Origin of the sequence: Pseudomonas putida, from assembly GCF_028682395.1 — a bacterium.
Lineage (GTDB): Bacteria > Pseudomonadota > Gammaproteobacteria > Pseudomonadales > Pseudomonadaceae > Aquipseudomonas > Aquipseudomonas putida_AB.
Genome location: NZ_JANHLC010000007.1, coordinates 96,756 through 116,423, shown reverse-complemented (window position 1 = coordinate 116,423; position 19,668 = coordinate 96,756). Strand labels below are relative to the sequence as shown.

Below are 19,668 nucleotides of genomic sequence, written 5' to 3'. Positions count from 1 at the left end.
GCTGCAAGCTCTGCCGCAGCTGGGGTTTCTGCTAATCCCCGACCCTTATTACCAGCTTGCCAAATGACCCACGCTCCAGACGCTTGAATGCAGCCCGAGCCTGCTCGAACGAAAACACCTCGTCGATCACCGGCTTGATACGGTGTTGGTCGATAGCCCGGCTCATGTCTTCGAAGGCTCGCCGGTGCCCCACCGACACACCCCGCAATGTGGCGCGCCGCAGCATCAGGGCGAGGGCCGGCAGGCGAATGTCGGTGTCGTCCATAAAACCAATCTGCAAGATGTTCCCGGAGGCCGTCAGAGCATCCACGGACTGGCGCAGGTTATCCCCGCCCACCAACTCCAACACATGATCGACCCCTTCGTCTGCGGTCAACTCACGTACCACGGCTGCCCACGCCGGTGTGCGAGCGGTGTTGATGCCAGCCCAGGCCCCCAAGGCGCTTGCGCGCTCCAGCTTGTCGTCGTGCCGTGAGGTGACAATCACCCGCGCGCCCAGCGCCTGGGCGAACTGCAGGCCGAACAACGCTACCCCTCCCGTGCCCTGCACCAGCACCGTCTGGCCTGGGCGCAGTTGCCCGGCTTCGACCAGGGCAAACCAGGCCGTGAGGGCCGCCACCGGCAAGGTGCAGGCCTGTTCGTCTGATAGGGACACGGGCGACGCGACAGCCACTGACTCGTGAAGCACAACATACTCAGCCAACATCCCCGGGAGCGGACCGCCAAGCGACAGGCCGTGCTGGAGCATCTCCCGAGGCGGCTCGCCGTCCAGCCACTGGCTCCAGAAATGGCCCATCACGCGGTCCCCCACTTTCCAGCGAGTGACCTGCGGCCCCACGTCGACCACCTCCCCGGCCATGTCGGAAACCGGAACGAAAGGCATGGCAGGCGGGTCTTGCAGCAGCCCGCCGTTGATGACCAGCTTGTCCCGATAATTCAGCGATACCGCGGCGACTTTGATCAGCACTTCATTGGGGCCAACGCGTGGAAGAGGCCGCCGCACTTGTTCCAGGTTCGCCAGACCAAAAGTCGATAATTGCCAGCTGTTCATGAGTTCGCTCGCCATGTTTCAAAGCTCCTTCGCCTTAGGCGTGATCGAGCGCTTTAGCTTATTGACGATTAATTCGCTTATGTTGTGAATAATTCGACCTAAACTAGCCACTTTGATTCTTCAATGAGCCTTTCAATGTCGACCTACAGCGCCACCCGCCTGCAAGGCATTACCGCATTTGTCCATGCCGTAGAAGCCGGCAGCTTCACGGCGGCCGCCAGTAAAATCGGGCTCTCCAAGTCAGCGATAGGCAAGAGCGTGGCAACCCTGGAACAGCGTTTGGGCGTCAAGCTGCTGAACCGCACGACTCGCCGCCTGTCGCTTACGGCCGAAGGCCTTGATTTCCACCAAAGCTGCCTGCGGGTGCTCGCCGAGCTGGAGGAAGCCGAAGCGCGGGCAGCCGCCCGCCGTACCGAGGTGTCGGGAACGCTGCGGATCAATCTGCCAGTGGCATTCGGCCGGTTATGGGTCATGCCCGTTCTTTGTGAGCTGGCCCATACGCATCCGAAGCTGGCGTTGGACGTAAGGTTTTCCGACCGTGCGGTGGATCTTTTGGAAGAGCACATCGACCTGGTGGTGCGTTTGGGCACCCTGGACGACAGCGCTTCGCTTTGCGCACGCTACCTGGGGCAGCAACGCGTGGTCACCTGCGGTTCACCGGTCTACCTGGCCGCTCATGGGCAGCCCACCGGCATTGACGATCTGGCGCAACACGCCTGCCTCACCTTTGCCCAAGGCAGCTACGTACATCCCTGGCAATTGCTGGATCACCAGGGCCAACTCGTGAACCGTAAAATCGACGGGCGACATACCATCAGCGACGGCGAAGCGTTGCGAGCCGCCGTGCTCAACGGTTTGGGCCTCGGACAATTTCCGACCTGGCTGGTGGCGGATCAATTGCGCAACGGAACACTGGTCTCAGTGCTGGCGCCCGCAGGCGTTGAGGGCACGCCGATCCATGCGCTCTGGCCGGTAAACCGCGACCTGGCCCCCAAGATCCGGGCGACGGTCGACGCGCTCCTGCACGCCTTTACGCCCACGGCTCCCTGGGACCGACTTCAGGCTTGAGACCCAGGCGCAAAACGTACCGGATGGGCCAAGTTGGGTTGCACGCAATACTTCTAGTGGTTGGCGCGGTAGCTCCTGAGCATCAGGAACACGACGATGGCCAGACAACCAATCAGCACTGCAGATGTCATCAAAAGGGTCGAGTGGGTGGTCGAAAAGGCATCTTTTGCCGCCCTGATCAATTCGGCGGCCTGGGGCCCGTTCAGGCTTTGGGCGACAACGTAGCTGTCCCCTATCGACCTGGCTGCCTGGGCAGCGAAGGTCGGCTCAAGACCGACCGGTAGTGCGATGGTCCGGGCAAACACGCTGGACATGAACACGCCAAAAAAAGTGATGCCCAGCCCGGTGCCCAGCTCATAGGCCGTCGCCTCCAACGAACCCGCGACACCGCCTTTACTGGCATCGACCGAGCCCATGATCGCGATGGACGACGCCGTGAGGCCGATACTCAACGCCAGGCCCAGCACCGCAAGCTGGATTGGAACAGCCAGGCCCGGAATATGGAAATCGGCGAGTGCCAGAAAAGCCAGGGCGCCCGCGGAAATGGCCAGCGATAGACTGGCGACCCAGCGCAGTCCGAAGCGGTTGGACAGATAGCCCGCCACCGGTCCCCCCACCGCAGCGGCAGCCATGATCGGAATCATGAAGACCCCGGCCTGCAGCGGCGTCTTGTCCAGCACGAACTGCAACTCCAACGCGAGCGTCAGCTCGACCCCCGCCAGCGCCCCCGTGGCGACCACCGCCATGATCATGCCGGCCACAACCGCCGGGTGCGAAAACAGCGAAAGATCCAGCATCGGCGTCTGCGAGCGCAGTTGCTGGCTCACGAAGATCGCCAACAAGGCCAGGCCCAGCAGTAACACCATGACCACGACCCACAGCGGCTGCGTCGCACCGATACCGGCCTTTATGCTGTAAACAACGCAAATGATGCCGGCGATAAGCCCCAGCGCCTGGCCGAACGCCCACCGACCTGGCGTCATGATCTCCACGCGCGGTAGCCACATGAACGCGACCGGAATGACCACCGCCATGATCGGCACATTGATCAGGAAGACCGATCCCCACCAGAAGTGCTCGAGCAGCGCACCACCGATCAACGGCCCCACCGCAGCACCGGCAGCGCCGACCGTGCCCCATAACCCAAGGGCCACAGCCCGCTCGCGTTCGTCCTCGAAGTTTCGGCGGATGATGCCCAGCACACAGGGCATGATCATCGCACCGCCAAGCGCGAGCAGCACCCGGGCACCGATCAGCATGGCCGGCGTCTGGGCGAAGGCGGCCAGCAACGAGGCGACGCCAAACACGCTCAGGCCACCGAGCAGAATGCGCCGATTGCCCATACGGTCGGCCAATGTGCCCATGGGCACCAGCAAGCCGGCCATGAGCAGTGGGTAGATATCGATGATCCAGAGAATCTCTGTTCCCGATGCGCCGAGCGCGAGCGCCAGTGACGGCACCGCGATATGCAGGATCGTCATGTCGATCACGATTGGCAGAAACGCCAGCATCACGGCGATAAGAATCAACCAACGCCTGGGCGGGATAAAAGGCATGCCTAAAGCTCTCGAAGATGGGATGGCCGTCTAAATCCTACCCCACTGTCCGGCAGCACCGGCACCGTTCGAACACTCACTTATCCTATCGGCATATTTCAACTGCCACGCAACACTGCCGGTTTGGGTTCGCCAGGCACACAGTCAAGAGACTGCAATCGGCCAGAAGCGGACATTTAGCATCGACTGATATGGACCAGCAACGGCCAATTGAACGTGCCCTGATTTCGCTAATCTCGAAATCGCTTATAAACCGTGGACCATGGGCCATATCGCTCAGGCATGTCTCGCCAGGTTGCGCCGGAGCAAAGCCCCCAGAACACGCCGTTAAGCATCAATCGATCATCGGCACGTGGGCGTCCCGTGCGACGCGGCGTATTGAAGAGGTCTGCGACTAGCTCCCAGTCGGCGTCGGAGATTTCGTATCGCTGTTTGGGCATGGCAGAGTTCCGCGCTGAAAAGGCTAGAACTCTACGGAAACTCAGGTGGGCTGGGGCGGTGGCGGAATTTCAAAGGTTTTCATACAGAGCCTAGAGCGAGTGGCTCTATCACAGGCCTTTGAATCGCGAGCATCCACAGCAATACCTTCGTAGTGTCCAGGCGCTCATCCATTTGCAGGCATCGGCTAATAAGTGATAAGGCGGAGACATCCCTTCCGGTGCCATCATTATGCTAGTCTGCGCAAGGGGCAGCGAATCGTTCGGTGCCCCTCGCCAGGGAGTGGGTACTAGATGGGAAGTCAGGAGCGGCAGTTGCAGTTTCGCCAGGCCGTGATGAAGTTCGAGCTTTACGTTATTTCGCTCTGGCTTTTGTTCGTTTTGATGATCGTAGTCAAAGTTGATGTCCCTGTCTGCTTTGGACCTAATTGTAATTATATCGGTACCTGGGTACTGGTCAGTACCAACGTCCTCCCTATAATTTCTCTAGTGCTTATTGGTGTTGTGGCGATTTGCTACACTCGTTTCAAATATAGAATCGAGTCAAATGTCGGTCTGCCCGTTGTGGCTAAAAAGGTGGAAGACTTAAGCTACGAGCACCTTACCTTTCTAACAACCTACATTGTCCCTCTCATCTGTTTTAACCTAGATAACATCCGTTACATTATTGCTCTGTTCATTCTATTGTTTGTAATTGGGCAGATTTACGTAAAGACCGATAAGTTTTATGCCAACCCGACATTGGCAATACTCGGCTTCAGGCTTTATAAGCTGGAGGTCGATGGGGCTAGCAAAGTAATGATTACCACTCAGCGAATCAGCGAGCTAGACAAGGTTGTATTTACCAATATTGACGAGAAATTCGTATCTGGAAGGAAGGCATGAGCATTGATGCATTGCGGTTGACCGCAGAAAACCTGGCAGGTGATGATCACACCGTAGGTATTATGTTCTTCATTTTGAAAGATCAAAATACATTCATCGTTCGTAAGGTAGAGCTTTCAGCTGATGCCCAGCGCGCCTTAACAGCGGAAGTTAAACTTGAGCTGAGTGAGTTCTTTGAAGATAATTACGTTTTAAGAGATCTTACTGCAGTTGATCTGCGCCAAGATGCTATCTTTCGCTATGATCTTGTAGACTATCCACCCCAACTGAATGCGTTCATTGAAACGCTTGATTCACCTGGCACCATCCCAGATTTCAATCATGCGAATGACCAAGTGACTGCTTTGAAGGCTATCGTGGTCGTATTGGGAAATGGGAATGAGAGCTTATCTATCTACAAGCATCACTACCCCACTAATACTTATCGCAGAAATGGCTTTAGCTTGCTCCGTGCAGGTATCGCACAGGATCGCTTTGAGAAACTTGATCAAGACATCATTCGGATGGGCCACACCGTTGATTTTATTTATGATGGTGCTGATGTGTTTGTGACGAACTTCAAGGTTCTTGAGAAGTTTTTTGGCTTCAAAGAGGCGGTGAAGGCTGATGCCTGTGTAAAACTTGCCACGCTTACTGCCAGAAATATTATTGAGGATGTTGCCGCATTGGAGGTTAGGATTACTACCCAAGGGGATGTGACGTTCGCTCGAAAGGTAATCAGAGCAATTTCCCATTCTCGGGTTCTTGAAACCGTCGTAAATGATCAGATTATTCAGTTTATTAAGCAGCATCATAGTTTGAGTAAGAAGATAAAGATAAATGCCGCGGAGACGCAGATTGTCTTGGATACCAAAACATCTCAAAACTTCTTTATGAAGCTGCTTAATGATGACTACCTAAAGTCTGAGTTGACGCAATTTGAATATGACGCGGATAGCAAGGACTTAGTGGAGCCAGTGCCCTAACCTGTGGAACATAGGCTGGTAAAGGCAGGACGGGCTACATCGGCACCTGAATTCTTGAGTATGTTCTCGCGGTATCACTACGCGCATATCCGAAAGTAGGAGTAGCGTGTCTTGGCACAGGGCGGCACGGGCCTCAAGCAAACAGCTGCGGCAATCCTTTACAGTTTGTCGCCATTAGTTGCGTAAACTCTCCTGGGCCTCATTTTGAAGTTACATGAACGAGTGCCCTTGTCTGAATACGCATTCCATCAGCAGCTGCTTCTGGCCGAAAGCAGACGTTGGTAGTCAAGGCTTGTCTCAGGCCGAATGGTACAGAATTGGTACGATTAAGGAGGATGTGGCTGGTGAGGCCTATGAATGCTGGCCTTAGATGACCCATTTAAGGTGGAACTGCTTTCGGTGATAATGTCTTATGAAATCCAGAAACGGCCCAAACGGGGTGCATCTTTTCGATAGAGTTTCAGGCCTGAATCTCCTGCTGGACGAGCTGCGCCCGGAAGAGGCAGTTTGGTCGACATCCCCCCGTCAGGTATCCGTTGCACTCACCAATGTCTGCGACCTTCACTGTGCATACTGCTACGCGCCGAAGCACAAGGCGTCACTGCATATCGATCAGGTGGTCGGCTGGTTGAAAGAACTGGATATTGAGGGATGCCTCGGCGTCGGATTTGGCGGCGGCGAGCCTACGCTGCACCCTGACTTCGCCGACATATGCAAACAGGTTGCGGGGGAGACTCAGCTCGCGGTCACATTCACGACTCACGGTCATCGCCTGACGCCACGGCTGGTCGAGCGCCTCAAGGGCTCGATCCACTTCGCACGTATCAGCGTCGACGGGATCGGTCGCACCTATGAAGAACAGCGCGGGAAGCAGTTTTCCAGCCTGCTCAGAGGCATAGAGTCGGTTGCGACCTTGTCGCCCTTTGGGCTCAACGTCGTGGTCAACGAGCGCACTGTTGCAGAACTTGACGCGATGAGTGAGCTCGCGCAAAACGTTGGAGCTAGCGAATTGCTGTTGCTTCCTCAGCAAGCATCAGCCGCGGTCGCAAGCATGAATGGAGTAGTCGGCCGAGACCTTCAGGACTGGGTCTCTAACTACAGAGGTAAGGTTCGTCTAGCGGTCAGTGAGGCGGGGGCTTCAGGACTGCCTACCTGCGACCCGCTTCCCGATGAACGAGGCCTTCAGGCCTATGCGCACATTGATGCATCCGGCATGCTTCGCGCGAGTTCTTACTCGCCCATCGGTGCGACGATTGCAGACGTAGGTGTTCTGTCAGCGCTTCAGCGACTCAAAAATACCTTCGAGGTCCAAGGAAAAACGCAATCATGAAGATTTGGAACGGATACGGGTCTGAGCATTCGATGAACCTGGTTCTCATCGGCAAGTTCAAGCGAGCCCAAGACGCCGAGAAGGTCGAGAGGGACATTGGCAAGCTCAGTGCTCAATCTGCTAAAGACGACAGCTACTCCATCCCTTTTGCTAAACCTGAGAATCAGAGATTTTCAGATGACATGCTCTCGTTGCTGTGCAGTCTGAACCTCAACACGTTAGGTCCGGCTGATCTCGGCCAGTTGGTATCCGATCATCACCTCTCGCGTGAAGGCGATAGAATCACTGTCACAACTGACGAGGCGGAGGTGTCTGCGTTCGTGAAGCTCTTCATTGAGGCTGGGGCTAAGGTCGAGGTCTTCTCTGCGCACGACTACCCGTCCGATTCTGCCGATGCCAGCTGACAGGGAAAACGCCAATGCCTGCAGCAAATTGGGATGTATTCAGCGAGCTACCTGGAGCCGCGGACGAAAACTTCGAGAAGCTTTGCCGCTCTCTGGTGCGCCGACACTACGGACACTACGGTCGCTTCAAGCAACTCGCAAACCAGCCTGGTGTGGAGTTTCATCTTCAACTGACGGAGTCTTGTGATCTCGGATCGCCGCCTCGCTGGATTGGCTGGCAATGCAAATGGTATGAGCTGGCAAACGGACAAGGCTTGGGGGCCACACGCAAACAAAAGATCATCGAGGGCATGGAGAAGACGCGCCAGCATGTCCCAGGTGTGACCGATTGGAAGCTTTGGACGCACCACACGCTTACAAAGGGGGACCAAGAGTGGTTCTTCGCGCTTGAGAAAGACCGCTTCCCCGAGTTGAAGTTGGAGCTGCTGACGGCAACGGACATCGAAGACCTCCTGGTGGGGCCGGGAGCACTACTTCGAGAAACCTACTTCGGCGAGCTCGTTCTGACGCCTGCGCTACTTGCTGAGCAGCATAGGCTCGCTGCAGCTCCATTCAAGCGCCGATACCAGCAGGAAGTTCATGTTGTCGTTGGAGCAGAACAGAAGGTGCTCAGGAATCTGGGCGGCCAGGGTGCGTGGGACTCACTGGAGAAACTCTCAAGTGCCCTCAAAACGAATTGCGCGGACATCGCTTCGCTCACGGGGCAACTCAAAGCCGAACTCAAGGCCGAAGTCGACTCGCTCTTGGCTAGAGCCATCGGATTGGCTGGCCTGCTAGATGACCTGCATACAGCGCTCGGCAAGGGCGACTTCGACGCTGTACATCAAATGCTGGCGGCGAACTCGCCGCAACCGGTGCGCTACGACAGGCTTCTCTCGAAGCTGCGTGGGGCTCGTTCAGGTGGGGCTCCATTAACCGCGAATCTGGTCGCGGACTTCCACGCAGTTTCGTCGGCGCAGCTCAGTCTGGAGAGATCGATCGGTGTTCGAGCCGTGGCTGTGCTTGCAGCTGCGGGTGAAGGAAAATCCGAGCTTGCCGTCAAGGTGACACAGCCAGACGGAGACCTCCCCGGTGGTGTCTTGCTGCTGGGCAAGAATCTTCATGCAGGTCAGGGGCTTGACGATCTTGTGTCTGCTTTCAAAATTTCTGGCAGGCCAGCGGAGAGCTTCGACCGGCTGGTTGAGGCCGTTGATGCGGCGGGGCAGCGCGCGGGCAAGCGCATCCCAATTGTCATCGACGGTCTGAATGAGGCAGAAGACCCGAGAAACTGGAGGGATGAACTCTTCCGGGCGGATGAGCTCCTGAAGGACTTTCCGTACGTTATGCTGGTTGTCACTCTGCGCAATGAGTTCGCACAGATGTGTCTGCCGGAGGAGTTTCCTCAAGTTGAGCACAACGGGTTCCAGGAAGACCCGCAGATGGCAATCGACAAGTACTTTGAGTACTACAAGATCGACGCCACCGACGCGGATCTGCCAATCGAGTTCTTGCAGCACCCGTTGACGCTGAGAGTTTTCTGCGAGGTGGCGAACCCTCGGCGCCAGCACGTTGTCGGGGTGGAGGCGCTGCCCAGTTCGCTTGCAAGCCTGTTTGAAGCGCACTTCAACAAGGTTGCCGAACGAGTTGCTGAGCTTTCACCAACGGCGCATCGTATCTATCAAGATGAAGTCCAAGATGCGCTGCTGACGATCGCGGGTCTCCTCTGGGAGGGCAACGCGAGAAGCGTGGAGTTCAAAGCTGCTCGGACGGCAGTTCAAGACGTGGGCCGTTGGGACGTCAGCGTCATTCGCGCGCTGGAGTCCGAAGGCGTGCTTGTTCGAACGACCTCAGGAGAAGGCGGCCAAGGAATCGCGTTTTCATACGACCTGATGGCCGGACATATGATAGCGCGCCACCTGCTTGCCAGGCCGGCCTTGGCGCAGTGGCTGCAAAGCGATGAAGGACGCGCGCACTTTCAATTCGGTGAGCGTGGTTCGCATACCTTCGCCTATGACGTGTTCCAGGCTCTGGTTGGCCTGTATCCGCAACGCCTTGACAGGCGCCAGCTTTGGCAAGACTTGTCGGATGAGAACCTAATCATGAGCGCTCTGTTGTTGACGGCGCAATCAGACCCAAGGCACATCGGGCGGGAGACGGTCGAACGGTTCGCGCTCGCAATGCAGGAATCGAAGCAGTTTGCACGGATTGCCTTCACGAGACTTCGAAGTACCAGGGCAGCGAGAGCGCATCCGTTTGACATGGACTTCTTGCACGGCGTGCTGTTGGCCATGCCGAATACGCAGCGCGATCTTTTCTGGTCGGAGTGGGTTCGCGAGAGATCTGAGGAAGTTGAAGACGACTTCGAATTCCTGTCGACCAGGTGGAAGTTGGGGGACCTGGACGAGCGAGAGATCCGGCGGGCGCGCTGGGTAATGTGGACGCTGACGTCGACGTCCAGAAGCCTGCGCGACGTGGCCACCAAGACCTTATACGAATTCGCAGCCAAGCGGCCTGGGGAGTTTTTCCAGTTGGCAGTGGAATCAATTACCGTTTCAGACCCATACATCCCCGAGCGGATGTTTGCCGCAGCCTACGGTGCAGCGTTGACCACTTGGTCGGATATCAATGCTGTGGAGATGCGTGAGGCACTGCCTAGAGTCGCGCGTGAGATTTATCGAGCGATGTTCGCGCCTAGCGCGACGCATCCTACTTGGCACGCTCTCTATCAGCAGTATTGTTTGGGAATCATTGCCATCGCGAGGATGGTAGGTCCGACTTGCATGTCTGAGGACGAGGCAGATCATCTCCTTCCGCCGTTTAGTCATCTACCCAGTCCGTTTGCGAATATGCCGCAGTACGCTCCGGAGGTGGTCGAACGTGCGAAACGCGCGGCGATTCGAATGGACTTCGGCAACTACACGATTGGGAGACTGATTCCAAGTCGGTCGAACTACGACGACCTCAACCCAGAGTACCAGCAGGTGCTGCCAGCAATCGTTTCGCGAATGCTGGTGCTTGGCTATGACCCTGAGCAGTTCGAAGCTGTTGACCGGCAAATGAACTCCGACTCTCGTATGGGAAATGACAAGCATAAGGTCGACAGGTACGGGAAGAAGTACGGCTGGATCGCTTACTTCGAGATGTGGGGTGTCCGGTACGCGCAGGGCCTCCTTGCCGAGGAACGCGACGCTCGTCCCTCAGATGCGGACATCGACCCGACGTTCCCGCTCGAGTCCGCGAGCATCGACCTGCCGCTCCCAGTCTTGTTCAGTGGTCAGCCTACGGATGCTGGTGACTGGATGGTGAGAGGGCCGCAACCAGACTACCGCAGCATCCTCGAGATCGCGGAGATTGATGGCCTGACGGGGCCGTGGGTCGTCCTTGACGGATTCCTCGAACAAAACGCTCCCGCTGATGACCGACAGGTCTTCACCTTCCTCCGCGGTGTATTCGTGGACAGTGGAGCAGTCGACCGTCTGTGCACGTTGTTCACTAGTCTCGAATATCCCGGCAATGATGCTATTCCGGAGGAGCCAGGCTACTACTACACCTATGCGGGTGAGATGCCTTTCTCCTCGATTCCGGGACTACCTAATGCTGATGTGCAGAAGGGCGACCGCGCCGAATACATGGTGTCCGCTGATCGGTGGTCAGATAATGGCGTCGCGGTCGACATCCCAGTGCAGAAGTACAACTGGGAGAGCTACCACAGCGTGGTGAATCAGAACAGCGGTGCAAGCCTGCCCTCTAAACTACTCTGTGAGGCTTTGAATCTCAGGTACCTCGCCAACAAATGGGACTTGCACGATGATTCAGGGGTGGCGTCCCTGTACCGCGAAGTCGGCGAGTATGGCTCGCAGGTCAGTGGCTCTTTCAGCTATCTGCGTCGTGACCTTCTTGAAAGCTACTTGACGCAGTCCGGTAAGGCGCTGGTGTGGCTCATGTGGGGAGAGCGTGGCTTTCATCACCGATCGGCCGAGGCGCACAACCTGCACGAGTACTACGAAGACCACCAGCATATTCACAAGTGTGCTCACGTCTATCAGCCTGCTTCGAGCCCTCAATCGTAGGTCGAATCAGGCGAGGGGACGCCGTCACTCTTGGGCGCAGTAGCCGTTTATGCAGGGCGTGGAAGCGGCGGCGGATTCAGTATTCGTTATGGATTCGCCGTTAGACGGCCTGACCAAGTCGCGTTCCGATTGCGGCCCTTTAGCCATCACATGGTCATCGCCGCCAACCGTTAGCTTTGTTCTTTTCCCGCAGTAGGCCGAAAGGATGTTCGTCGGCCTCTCGGCGTCGCCTCATCGTCGTTGGATCATTTCCAGCCATATGGGTAGTGAGCGGGAAACGTCTGCTTTTGGCCGACTGCGGCCCCTCGCGACAGGCAGCTAATGGCCGATTCTGTTGAAAAAGTCGGTCTGCCCAAACTGCCTGACCATTGACTGGTAAAAACACCTTTTTTGCACGCAGGCCGTCGATACCTTACTAAGTTCAAACGATCAGGGAATGACGACATGAGCCTTTCTTTCAACGCTACATTGGCGACATCAGAACGCCCATCAATCGTTGAAGTTTTCCTTCGAAGCATTTCAGTCAGCCCTGATCCACACCGACCCCGATCTTGCCGAGAAGAAATTCGGCTTCACCCTTGCAGCAGATAACCGCCTCAAGGCCCTCGACAGTGCAGGCCAGCTCAGTGCTTCCGAGCTGGATCGACTGAACAAACTGCTCAATGCGTCCAGTGCATTGCAGTCGGCGGCGAGCGATTACCGCGCGGCTTCTTTTGACCTGGTCGCCGCCGACGCCCCCTGGGGCGGAAACTTCACAGGTGGGTACATCCTGAACCCGCACAACTTTGCCACGACCATCGATCTGGGCGCCCTGTTCCTCAAACAAGGTTCAGTGCCAAATGCCCAGACCCTGAACGGCTTCTTCTCCTCTCAGTTGTGGAGCAAAGGCGAGCGGATGGTGCATGAAACCGTCACGCAGCGGTTACCTGAGCCCAGTGCCAAAGAAGTCGATATAACCGTCTGATGCCGTCACGAGTCAGCCTCAAAGCAGTTGCCGGAGGCTGAATCAGCGCAACACTGCTTACCGCTTGGGAGGCCTCCCCAGGGGCCGCACCTAGGTTTTAGCGGTCAGGCTCTCGCACAACGCCAGCAACTGCGCCTGCAATAGCTGGCCCGCGTGGCCGAGACCGTTCTGGCCATAGAGCGCCAGAAACACTCCCTGGATATCAGGCAGGCCGCTGCCGGTACCCAACACCTGATGCTCTGGCGTGACCACCCGCTCCGGCAACAGGCTGATACCCAGCCCTGCGGCGACGGCAGCGCACACGCTCGCCAGGCTGGCACTCGAGTAATTGATGCGCCAGCGCCATCCGCACACCTCCAGATGATGAAGCATTTCATTGCGGTACAGGCCGCCCACCGGAAATGCCACCAGCGGCAAGGGATCACGCCCCAGGGCCGGTAACGAACAGCTGTCCACCCAGCACATCGGCTCGGGCCAGGACGCCAGGCAGTCATCGCCCGGCCCCATCTGCTTGACCAGCAGCAGGTCGAATTCCCCCTGGCGATAGAGCTGCAAGAGCTGCGGGCCCAAGCCGCTGGTGACTTCCAGGCGGACGCCCGGATGCTCCAGGCCGAATCGCGCCAGAATCGGCATCAGGCGCTCGGCGGCAAAATCCTCGGGGACGCCAAGGCGCAGCACGCCTTCACTTTGCTGGTTGAGCAGGACTTCCCGGGCTTCCTCGTGAAGCGCCAGGATCCGTCGGGCATACGCCAGCAATCGTTCACCTTCGACGGTGGCGGTCACACGGCGCTGTTCGCGGTCGAGCAGCTTGCATCCCAGGTTGTCCTCCAGGCGGCGGATCTGTTGGCTGACGGTAGACTGCGTCAGGTGCAGGCGTTGCGCCGCGCGGGTGAAATTGGCGCAGTCCACGACCGCGACAAAACTGCGCAACAACAGCGGATCGAACATCGGTACCACCATTCATCCTGCCACTGATAGGCATGGGTATATTTAATTTCAGAATACCTAGGGCGCTGACCATACTGGCTTTTTCCGGAATGTCCAGACGGGGGCAAGCATGGTCGGCCTGGCAGGTAAATCCGCACTCTTGGCAGTCGGGCTGTTGATGCTGGGCGGGGTGATGGCCAGCGACACGGCACTGCTCGACGCCGTGCGCAACAACGAGCTGGCGCAGGTCCAAGCGCTGATCGCCCAAGGCGCCGACCTCAACGTGCCGGCGCCTGATGGCAACAGCGCGCTGCTACTGGCCACTCGGGCCAACCAGATCGAAATAGCAAGGGCATTGATCGAAGCCGGTGCCGACGTTAACCAGCAAAACCTGATCCACGACAGCGCCTACCTGCTGGCAGGTGCCAGTGGGCGCAATGAAATCCTCACATTGACCCTGGCCCATGGCGCCAACCTCAAGAGCACCAACCGCTATGGCGGCACCGCGCTGATCCCGGCGTGCGAGCGCGGTCATGGGGAAACCGTGCGCCTGCTGATCGCCGCCGGCATCGAGCTCAATCATGTCAATCGCCTGGGTTGGACCTGCCTGATGGAAGCCATCGTGCTCGCCGACGGTGGCCCGGCGCACCAACAGATTGTCAGCCAACTGATCGCCGCCGGTGCCGATCTCAACCTGCCGGACAGCCAGGGGCTGACCCCGTTACAACAGGCGCAGCAACGTGGCCAGCACGCCATCGCGACCTTGCTGCGCGATGCCGGCGCCCACTGATCAATCACTTGGAAGACCTATGTCCAGTCCTGCTGCGTACACCGATGAACATTACCTGCAACGTGCCGTGGCGTTGGCGGCCCGCAACGTGGCGGACGGCGGCCGGCCGTATGGCGCGATCCTGGTGAAAGACGGGCAAGTGATCGCCGAGGCGGTCAATGAAATCCACCAGCACCAAGACCCCACCGCCCACGCCGAGCTGTTGGCGATCCGCCGGGCCAGCCAGCAATTGGGCGCGCGCCTGGAAGGCTGCGTGATCTACGCCAGTGGCCAGCCCTGCCCCATGTGCCTGAGCGCCATGCACCTGTGCGGTGTGACTCGGGTGGTGTATGGCGCCAACAATCAGCAGGGCGAGCCTTTCGGCCTGTCCACCGCGGCGATCTACCAGCAACTGGCCCTACCCCTGGGCGAACAGCGACTGGATGTGCAGCATCTACCGCAACCGGCGATGGACGAGGTCTATCGCGACTGGAACAGCCGTCATGCGCCCCGATAAATCCGCGTTGGCACGGTTCGCCCAGTGGGCCTTGCTGATCATTCTGGGGCTGAACCTGCGCCCGATCCTCAGTTCCATCAGCCCGCTGTTACTGGCGATTCGCGACAGCACGGGCATGAGCTTTCAAAGCAGCGCCTGGTTGACCAGCCTGCCAGTGATTTGCATGGGCCTGGTGGCGTTACTCGGGGTGCGCCTGCACACCCGGTTGGGCGAGCGTCCCGGCGTGGCCCTGGGCCTGGCGATGATTACCGGCGCGTGCCTGTGGCGTTTGTCCGCTGCCAGCGCCACGGCCCTGCTGCTCACGGCCTTGCTGGGCGGCGCGGGCGTGGCGCTGATCCAGGCCCTGGTCCCGGCGCTGATCAAGCGCCAGTTCCAGCAGCGCGTAGCGTTGGCATTGGGCGTGTATTCCGCCTCGCTGATGGCCGGTGGTGGCCTGGCGGCCTGGTTCAGCCCTTGGGTGGCCGGGCGCTTTGCCCATTGGCAGAGCGGGCTCGGGATCTGGGCAGTGCCGGCCCTGGTCGCGTTGCTGCTGTGGTGGTGGCTCCCCTTTACCAGCGCCGCGCCAACCCAGGGGCTGGAGGCTGCGTCCATCCGCCCATGGCGCAACCGCCGGGCATGGCTGCTGGCGCTGTATTTTGGCCTGGTCAACTGTGGCTATATGAGCATGGTCGCGTGGCTGCCGGCCTATTACCTGCAAATGAACTGGAGCGCGATACACAGCGGCGCGCTGCTCGCCTTTATGACGATATTCCAGGTCATCGGCGCGCTGCTGATGCCAGCCCTGGCCCAGCGCAGCAGCGACCGGCGTCCGTTGCTGGCCGTCAGCCTGGCGGCCCAGGCACTGGGGTTGGTCAGTTTGGTGCTGTGGCCGTTGCAGGCGCCACACCTGTGGGTGGCCATGATCGGTTTCGGCCTGGGCGCCTGCTTTGCCCTGAGCCTGATCCTGACCCTCGACCATTGCCGCCAGCCCCGCGAAGCCGGGCAACTGGCGGCGTTTGTCCAGGGGGTCGGGTTTCTGATCAATGCACTGTCGCCGTGGATGACCGGCGGGTTGCGCGAGCTGACCGGCAGCTTTACCAGTGCCTGGTGGGTGCTGGTGATCGCCGTGATGGCGATGCTGCTGTTGACCTGGATCTTCAAGCCGATGCGCGAGGGTCGGATTGTCAGGGAGTGACGGTCGCGGCTTTCACTCAGGTACGAGGGCTGATCCGCGCCTGTAGCGGTAACGCCCTCTATTGAACACTGGCAACTGAGCCGGTTGTGCCATCCGACCCGCACCAGGCATGCAGTGCGATCAATAAGAACAATCTCCCGTATACAGTAATAAGTAATTCTGTTTACATTTGTCCGCGCCTACGACACCGGTAATCGCCGATGCGTATTGCGATGGTCATCGCCATGCAACAACCCTTTCAGCTTGCTCCCGCCAAGCGCCCTCTGCGGACATCGTTCATCGCTCCCCCCCCCTGCGTGCCTGAGCAATCACTTGGGCAATGCCCTCCTCTGTATTCCGCCGCCCCGAAACACACCTGTACACCTGCACTGAGCGAACCGGCTGGCCGGGCCGTGCGTCTTCGCGCAGCGCCTGGCCGCCAGGCTTTCGCTCACACCTTGCAAACGGCTGCCTGAACGAGCATCCAGCTGAACCACACGCCAAACGGAGCGGAGTACGTATGCCCAAAACCCTACTGGTCAAGAACGCTGAACGGCTAGTGACCCTGGACGATGCACGGCGCGAGATCAAACACGGCGGCCTGTACATCGAGGACAACCTGATCAAACAGGTCGGCCCTAGCGACACCCTGCCCCAGCACGCCGATGTAGTACTGGACATGAGCGGGAAAGTGGTGATTCCCGGCTTGATCAACACCCACCACCACATGTACCAGAGCCTCACCCGCGTGGTGCCGGCGGCCCAGAACGGCGAGCTGTTCAATTGGCTGAACAACCTGTACCCGATCTGGGCACGGATGACCCCGGACATGATCGCCGTCTCGACCCAGACCGCAATGGCCGAGCTGATCCTCTCCGGCTGTACGACCTCCAGCGACCATCTGTACATCTACCCCAATGGTTGCAAGCTTGACGACAGCATTCATGCTGCCGAAGCCATCGGCATGCGTTTTCATGCCGCGCGCGGCAGCATGAGCGTAGGCCGCAGCCAGGGCGGCCTGCCGCCTGACTCGGTGGTGGAGAAGGAAAGCGACATCCTCAAAGAATCCCAGCGCCTGATCGAGGATTACCACGATGCCCGCCATGGCTCGATGTTGCGTATCGTGGTGGCGCCCTGCTCGCCCTTCTCGGTGAGCAGGGAATTGATGCGCGAAGCCGCGGTGCTGGCGCGCCAGTATGGGGTGTCGCTGCATACGCACCTTGCGGAAAACCTCAACGACGTCGCCTACAGCCGGGAAAAATTCGGCATGAGCCCGGCCGAATACGCCGAAGACCTCGGTTGGGTTGGCCCGGATGTCTGGCACGCACACTGCGTACAGCTGGACCAGCACGGTATTGAGCTGTTCGCCCGTACCGGTACCGGCGTCGCCCACTGCCCGTGCTCGAACATGCGCCTGGCGTCAGGAATCGCCCCGATCCGCACGATGCGTGACCACGGTGTGCCGGTGGGCCTGGGCGTCGACGGCTCGGCCTCCAACGATGGTGCCAGCATGATCGGTGAGGTACGCCAGGCGTTGCTGTTGCAGCGCGTCGGGTTTGGCCCCGATGCAATGACTGCACGCGAGGCCCTGGAGATCGCCACGCTGGGCAGCGCCAAGGTGCTCAACCGCACGGATATTGGCGCCCTGGCGCCTGGCATGGTGGCCGACTTCGTGGCGTTCGATCTTGGCCATGTGGCTTACGCCGGAGCCCATCACGACCCACTGGCCGCCCTGGTGTTTTGCACGCCCACCCACGTCGACACCAGTGTGATCAATGGTCGTGTCGTGGTCAGGGACGGCCGCCTCACCACTGTCGACTTGCCCCTGGTCCTGGAACGCCACAATCGGTTGGCCCGCCAGTTGGTCAGCGGCGAGTGACCCGCCCGAACCGTTGCACGGCGCAATCAGTGCAACGGCCGGGCAGTTGCAAATGGCCGACACCGCCCTTCGCAGTGGGCAGCCATCCGCCAGGCTCAGGCGCTCGCCACTCTAGAACCAACGCCTGACCTGGCGGCAGTATTGCGCGAACGCTTCACCGAAGAGGCTGGTAAGGGCCCGCTCCTCCGGGCCGATCTGGAAGAGGTTCATGTACAGCACAAAGCCGAGCACGCCGAGCAGTGCCGGTGGCCAGGCGAGGAAGATTGACCAGGCGATCAGGACCGTGGCGAAGCCGAGGTACATCGGGTTGCGGGTATATCGGTAGACGCCCGACCTGACCAGAGCCGACGCGGCTTGCGGTTTCAACGGATTGACCGTGGTGCGGGCGCGGCTGAAAGACAGCACGCCGGCCAGACAAATCCCCAGGCCGGCCAACGACACCAGCAGCGCCAGGCCGATGCGCCACTCGATCGCCAGCTCCAGCGCCCCTGGCAGATACCGGGCAGCGAACCCCATCAACAGGCCAAACAAGGTGGCGACCAGCGGCGGCGGGATACGATTGTCCATGATGAACCCTAGGGGATATGAATGTGCCACTAAGGTAAAGCTTGTAGTCGCTACAGGGTCAAGCGCTGCCGCCGACACAGATCACGCTCAAGACCCACGCGGATAAAGCACGGCTCATGGTTTGCGCGGGCGACGTCTTGCACACCGCGCCGTTACGTCCAGCCTTCCAGGCGCATGGTCGCGCGGACCAGGCGTTGTTCTTCCTGTTCAATCTCGCGCAGGTTGTCGCGAATGCTATGAATATGCTCGCGGGCGGCGCGCTGCGCCTGCTCGGGCAAGCGCTCGATCACCGCGTGGTAGAGACGGGTGTGCTGGCGATCGATCTGGCGCTTTTGCACGGGCCGGTGGTAGAGGTTGTTGACCGAGGCAAACACGGTGCTGAGCATCAGGTCGGTCAGGGACTGCAGCGTGTGCAGCAGCACCGGGTTGTGCGAGGCCTCCCAGACCGCCAGGTGGAACGCGTGGTCGAGCCGGGCATGCGCCTGGGGCTCGACCGGGTCAGCCTGGCTGTGGGAAGCGAGCATGTCTTCGTAGCGCCGAGTCAGCAGGACAAAGTCTGCCTCGGTCCCGCGCAAAGCGGCCAGGCGTGCGGACTCGGCTTCCAGCAGCGCACGGACTTCCAGCAGGTCGAACAAGGTGCGCGGCTGGGAGTTGAACAGGTGCATCAACGGGCTGGCATCGCGAGCGCCGTTAAGCGTGGCCACCCGCGAGTCGCGCCCCTGGGCAGTCTCGATAATGCCACGTCCGCGCAGCACCTTGAGCCCTTCGCGCAGGGCCGAGCGCGATATCCCCAGTTTCTCGCACAAACGCCGCTCCGACGGCAGTGCCTGGCCGACCTTGAGCACCCCGTCGACGATCAATAGCTCAATGCGTTCAGCGACCACATCGCTGACCTGACGCCGCGCAACAGAGGGCTCTTTAAGCATACCAACGGCCTTTTAATGACTGGTAGGACCAATTTTTAGCGGTTAGTGACACGCGGCCCAATATAGGCGAGTAGCCCTTTATTTGTAAGGCCTTTACCGGATTTTGCCGCAATGACGGTTGATAGAAACTGGTCATACCAGCGTCTTAAGCATTGGACGTCGGCACCACATGCCTCTACACATGGCCCATAACAAGCGGACCGGGTCGCTACCGGTGCAGC

Annotated in this window: 16 protein-coding genes and 1 pseudogene; 11 read left to right on the top strand and 6 right to left on the bottom strand. The window is 59.1% G+C overall.

From position 1 onward, the window contains the following. Positions 1–31: 31 nt before the first annotated feature. Positions 32–1,066, bottom strand: a complete 1,035-nt coding sequence (locus NPS46_RS17395) for a zinc-dependent alcohol dehydrogenase family protein (protein WP_274109244.1) — start codon at positions 1,064–1,066, stop codon at positions 32–34. 120 nt (positions 1,067–1,186) lie between these two features. Here NPS46_RS17395 and NPS46_RS17390 point away from each other — a divergent pair, with 120 nt between their 5' ends. Beyond that, the gene (locus NPS46_RS17390) at positions 1,187–2,119 is read left to right on the top strand and encodes a LysR family transcriptional regulator (RefSeq protein ID WP_274109242.1); all 933 of its coding nucleotides are present in this window, start codon (positions 1,187–1,189) and stop codon (positions 2,117–2,119) included. A 53-nt stretch (positions 2,120–2,172) separates the two neighbouring features. Here NPS46_RS17390 and NPS46_RS17385 read toward each other — a convergent pair whose 3' ends face one another. Beyond that, positions 2,173–3,630, bottom strand: coding sequence for an MFS transporter (locus NPS46_RS17385; protein WP_425312755.1), 1,458 nt, complete (start codon positions 3,628–3,630; stop codon positions 2,173–2,175). A gap of 278 nt (positions 3,631–3,908) precedes the next feature. Beyond that, positions 3,909–4,115: pseudogene (locus tag NPS46_RS17380) on the bottom strand (transposase); the annotation flags it as partial. Between the two features lie 291 nt (positions 4,116–4,406). Between NPS46_RS17380 and kwaA the strand changes: the two are divergent. The 6 genes from kwaA (at position 4,407) to NPS46_RS17350 (ending at position 12,709) form a co-directional block, all read left to right on the top strand. Beyond that, positions 4,407–4,997, top strand: coding sequence for an anti-phage protein KwaA (gene kwaA, locus NPS46_RS17375; RefSeq protein ID WP_274109238.1), 591 nt, complete (start codon positions 4,407–4,409; stop codon positions 4,995–4,997). After that, positions 4,994–5,962 (top strand): anti-phage protein KwaB, encoded by a 969-nt coding sequence (gene kwaB / locus NPS46_RS17370; protein ID WP_274109236.1) that lies wholly within the window; start codon positions 4,994–4,996, stop codon positions 5,960–5,962. The genes kwaA and kwaB overlap by 4 nt, the downstream gene beginning before the upstream one ends. A gap of 412 nt (positions 5,963–6,374) precedes the next feature. After that, entirely contained in the window at positions 6,375–7,292 is a 918-nt protein-coding gene (locus tag NPS46_RS17365) for a radical SAM protein (RefSeq protein WP_274109234.1), read from the top strand. Continuing rightward, the gene (locus tag NPS46_RS17360) at positions 7,289–7,696 is read left to right on the top strand and encodes a DUF6375 family protein (RefSeq protein ID WP_274109232.1); all 408 of its coding nucleotides are present in this window, start codon (positions 7,289–7,291) and stop codon (positions 7,694–7,696) included. The genes NPS46_RS17365 and NPS46_RS17360 overlap by 4 nt, the downstream gene beginning before the upstream one ends. A gap of 14 nt (positions 7,697–7,710) precedes the next feature. Next, positions 7,711–11,745 carry a hypothetical protein gene (locus NPS46_RS17355; RefSeq protein WP_274109230.1) on the top strand — a complete coding sequence of 1,345 codons (4,035 nt, stop codon included), beginning with the start codon at positions 7,711–7,713 and terminating at the stop codon, positions 11,743–11,745. Positions 11,746–12,241: 496 nt separating this feature from the next. Then, a complete protein-coding gene (locus NPS46_RS17350; RefSeq protein ID WP_274109228.1) occupies positions 12,242–12,709 on the top strand; it encodes a hypothetical protein in 468 nt (155 codons plus the stop codon). Between the two features lie 90 nt (positions 12,710–12,799). Here the strand turns inward: NPS46_RS17350 and NPS46_RS17345 are convergent, their stop codons facing one another. Then, a complete protein-coding gene (locus NPS46_RS17345) occupies positions 12,800–13,657 on the bottom strand; it encodes a LysR family transcriptional regulator (protein ID WP_274109226.1) in 858 nt (285 codons plus the stop codon). A 109-nt stretch (positions 13,658–13,766) separates the two neighbouring features. Here NPS46_RS17345 and NPS46_RS17340 point away from each other — a divergent pair, with 109 nt between their 5' ends. The 4 genes from NPS46_RS17340 to NPS46_RS17325 all read left to right on the top strand — a co-directional run bounded on the left by NPS46_RS17340 (position 13,767) and on the right by NPS46_RS17325 (position 17,954). Further along, on the top strand, positions 13,767–14,426 hold the full coding sequence (locus NPS46_RS17340; protein ID WP_274109224.1) for an ankyrin repeat domain-containing protein: 660 nt from the start codon (positions 13,767–13,769) through the stop codon (positions 14,424–14,426). A 19-nt stretch (positions 14,427–14,445) separates the two neighbouring features. Further along, the gene (locus NPS46_RS17335) at positions 14,446–14,922 is read left to right on the top strand and encodes a nucleoside deaminase (protein WP_274109222.1); all 477 of its coding nucleotides are present in this window, start codon (positions 14,446–14,448) and stop codon (positions 14,920–14,922) included. Beyond that, complete coding sequence (locus tag NPS46_RS17330; RefSeq protein WP_274109220.1) at positions 14,909–16,096, top strand: CynX/NimT family MFS transporter; 1,188 nt, start codon at positions 14,909–14,911, stop codon at positions 16,094–16,096. Before NPS46_RS17335 ends, NPS46_RS17330 begins: the two co-directional genes overlap by 14 nt. Before the next feature lie 499 nt (positions 16,097–16,595). Further along, a complete protein-coding gene (locus tag NPS46_RS17325) occupies positions 16,596–17,954 on the top strand; it encodes an 8-oxoguanine deaminase (protein WP_274109218.1) in 1,359 nt (452 codons plus the stop codon). 111 nt (positions 17,955–18,065) lie between these two features. On the opposite strand, the gene NPS46_RS17320 is transcribed toward NPS46_RS17325, so the two are convergent. Both NPS46_RS17320 and glcC read right to left on the bottom strand, forming a co-directional pair. Further along, positions 18,066–18,521 carry a methyltransferase family protein gene (locus NPS46_RS17320; RefSeq protein WP_274109216.1) on the bottom strand — a complete coding sequence of 152 codons (456 nt, stop codon included), beginning with the start codon at positions 18,519–18,521 and terminating at the stop codon, positions 18,066–18,068. Between the two features lie 152 nt (positions 18,522–18,673). Beyond that, positions 18,674–19,447: a transcriptional regulator GlcC gene (gene glcC, locus NPS46_RS17315; RefSeq protein WP_274109214.1), complete on the bottom strand. Its 774-nt coding sequence runs from the start codon at positions 19,445–19,447 to the stop codon at positions 18,674–18,676. Positions 19,448–19,668: the final 221 nt, after the last annotated feature.

Bases quoted from the DNA above. Each gene is read 5' to 3' on its own strand.
- kwaB (WP_274109236.1), top strand. From the start codon at position 4,994: ATGAGCATTGATGCATTGCGGTTGACCGCAGAAAACCTGGCAGGTGAT.
- NPS46_RS17340 (WP_274109224.1), top strand. From the start codon at position 13,767: ATGGTCGGCCTGGCAGGTAAATCCGCACTCTTGGCAGTCGGGCTGTTG.
- NPS46_RS17360 (WP_274109232.1), top strand. From the start codon at position 7,289: ATGAAGATTTGGAACGGATACGGGTCTGAGCATTCGATGAACCTGGTT.
- NPS46_RS17320 (WP_274109216.1), bottom strand. From the start codon at position 18,521: ATGGACAATCGTATCCCGCCGCCGCTGGTCGCCACCTTGTTTGGCCTG.
- NPS46_RS17345 (WP_274109226.1), bottom strand. From the start codon at position 13,657: ATGTTCGATCCGCTGTTGTTGCGCAGTTTTGTCGCGGTCGTGGACTGC.
- NPS46_RS17385 (WP_425312755.1), bottom strand. From the start codon at position 3,630: ATGCTGGCGTTTCTGCCAATCGTGATCGACATGACGATCCTGCATATC.
- NPS46_RS17395 (WP_274109244.1), bottom strand. From the start codon at position 1,066: ATGGCGAGCGAACTCATGAACAGCTGGCAATTATCGACTTTTGGTCTG.
- glcC (WP_274109214.1), bottom strand. From the start codon at position 19,447: ATGCTTAAAGAGCCCTCTGTTGCGCGGCGTCAGGTCAGCGATGTGGTC.
- NPS46_RS17390 (WP_274109242.1), top strand. From the start codon at position 1,187: ATGTCGACCTACAGCGCCACCCGCCTGCAAGGCATTACCGCATTTGTC.
- kwaA (WP_274109238.1), top strand. From the start codon at position 4,407: ATGGGAAGTCAGGAGCGGCAGTTGCAGTTTCGCCAGGCCGTGATGAAG.
- NPS46_RS17325 (WP_274109218.1), top strand. From the start codon at position 16,596: ATGCCCAAAACCCTACTGGTCAAGAACGCTGAACGGCTAGTGACCCTG.
- NPS46_RS17335 (WP_274109222.1), top strand. From the start codon at position 14,446: ATGTCCAGTCCTGCTGCGTACACCGATGAACATTACCTGCAACGTGCC.
- NPS46_RS17355 (WP_274109230.1), top strand. From the start codon at position 7,711: ATGCCTGCAGCAAATTGGGATGTATTCAGCGAGCTACCTGGAGCCGCG.
- NPS46_RS17365 (WP_274109234.1), top strand. From the start codon at position 6,375: ATGAAATCCAGAAACGGCCCAAACGGGGTGCATCTTTTCGATAGAGTT.
- NPS46_RS17330 (WP_274109220.1), top strand. From the start codon at position 14,909: ATGCGCCCCGATAAATCCGCGTTGGCACGGTTCGCCCAGTGGGCCTTG.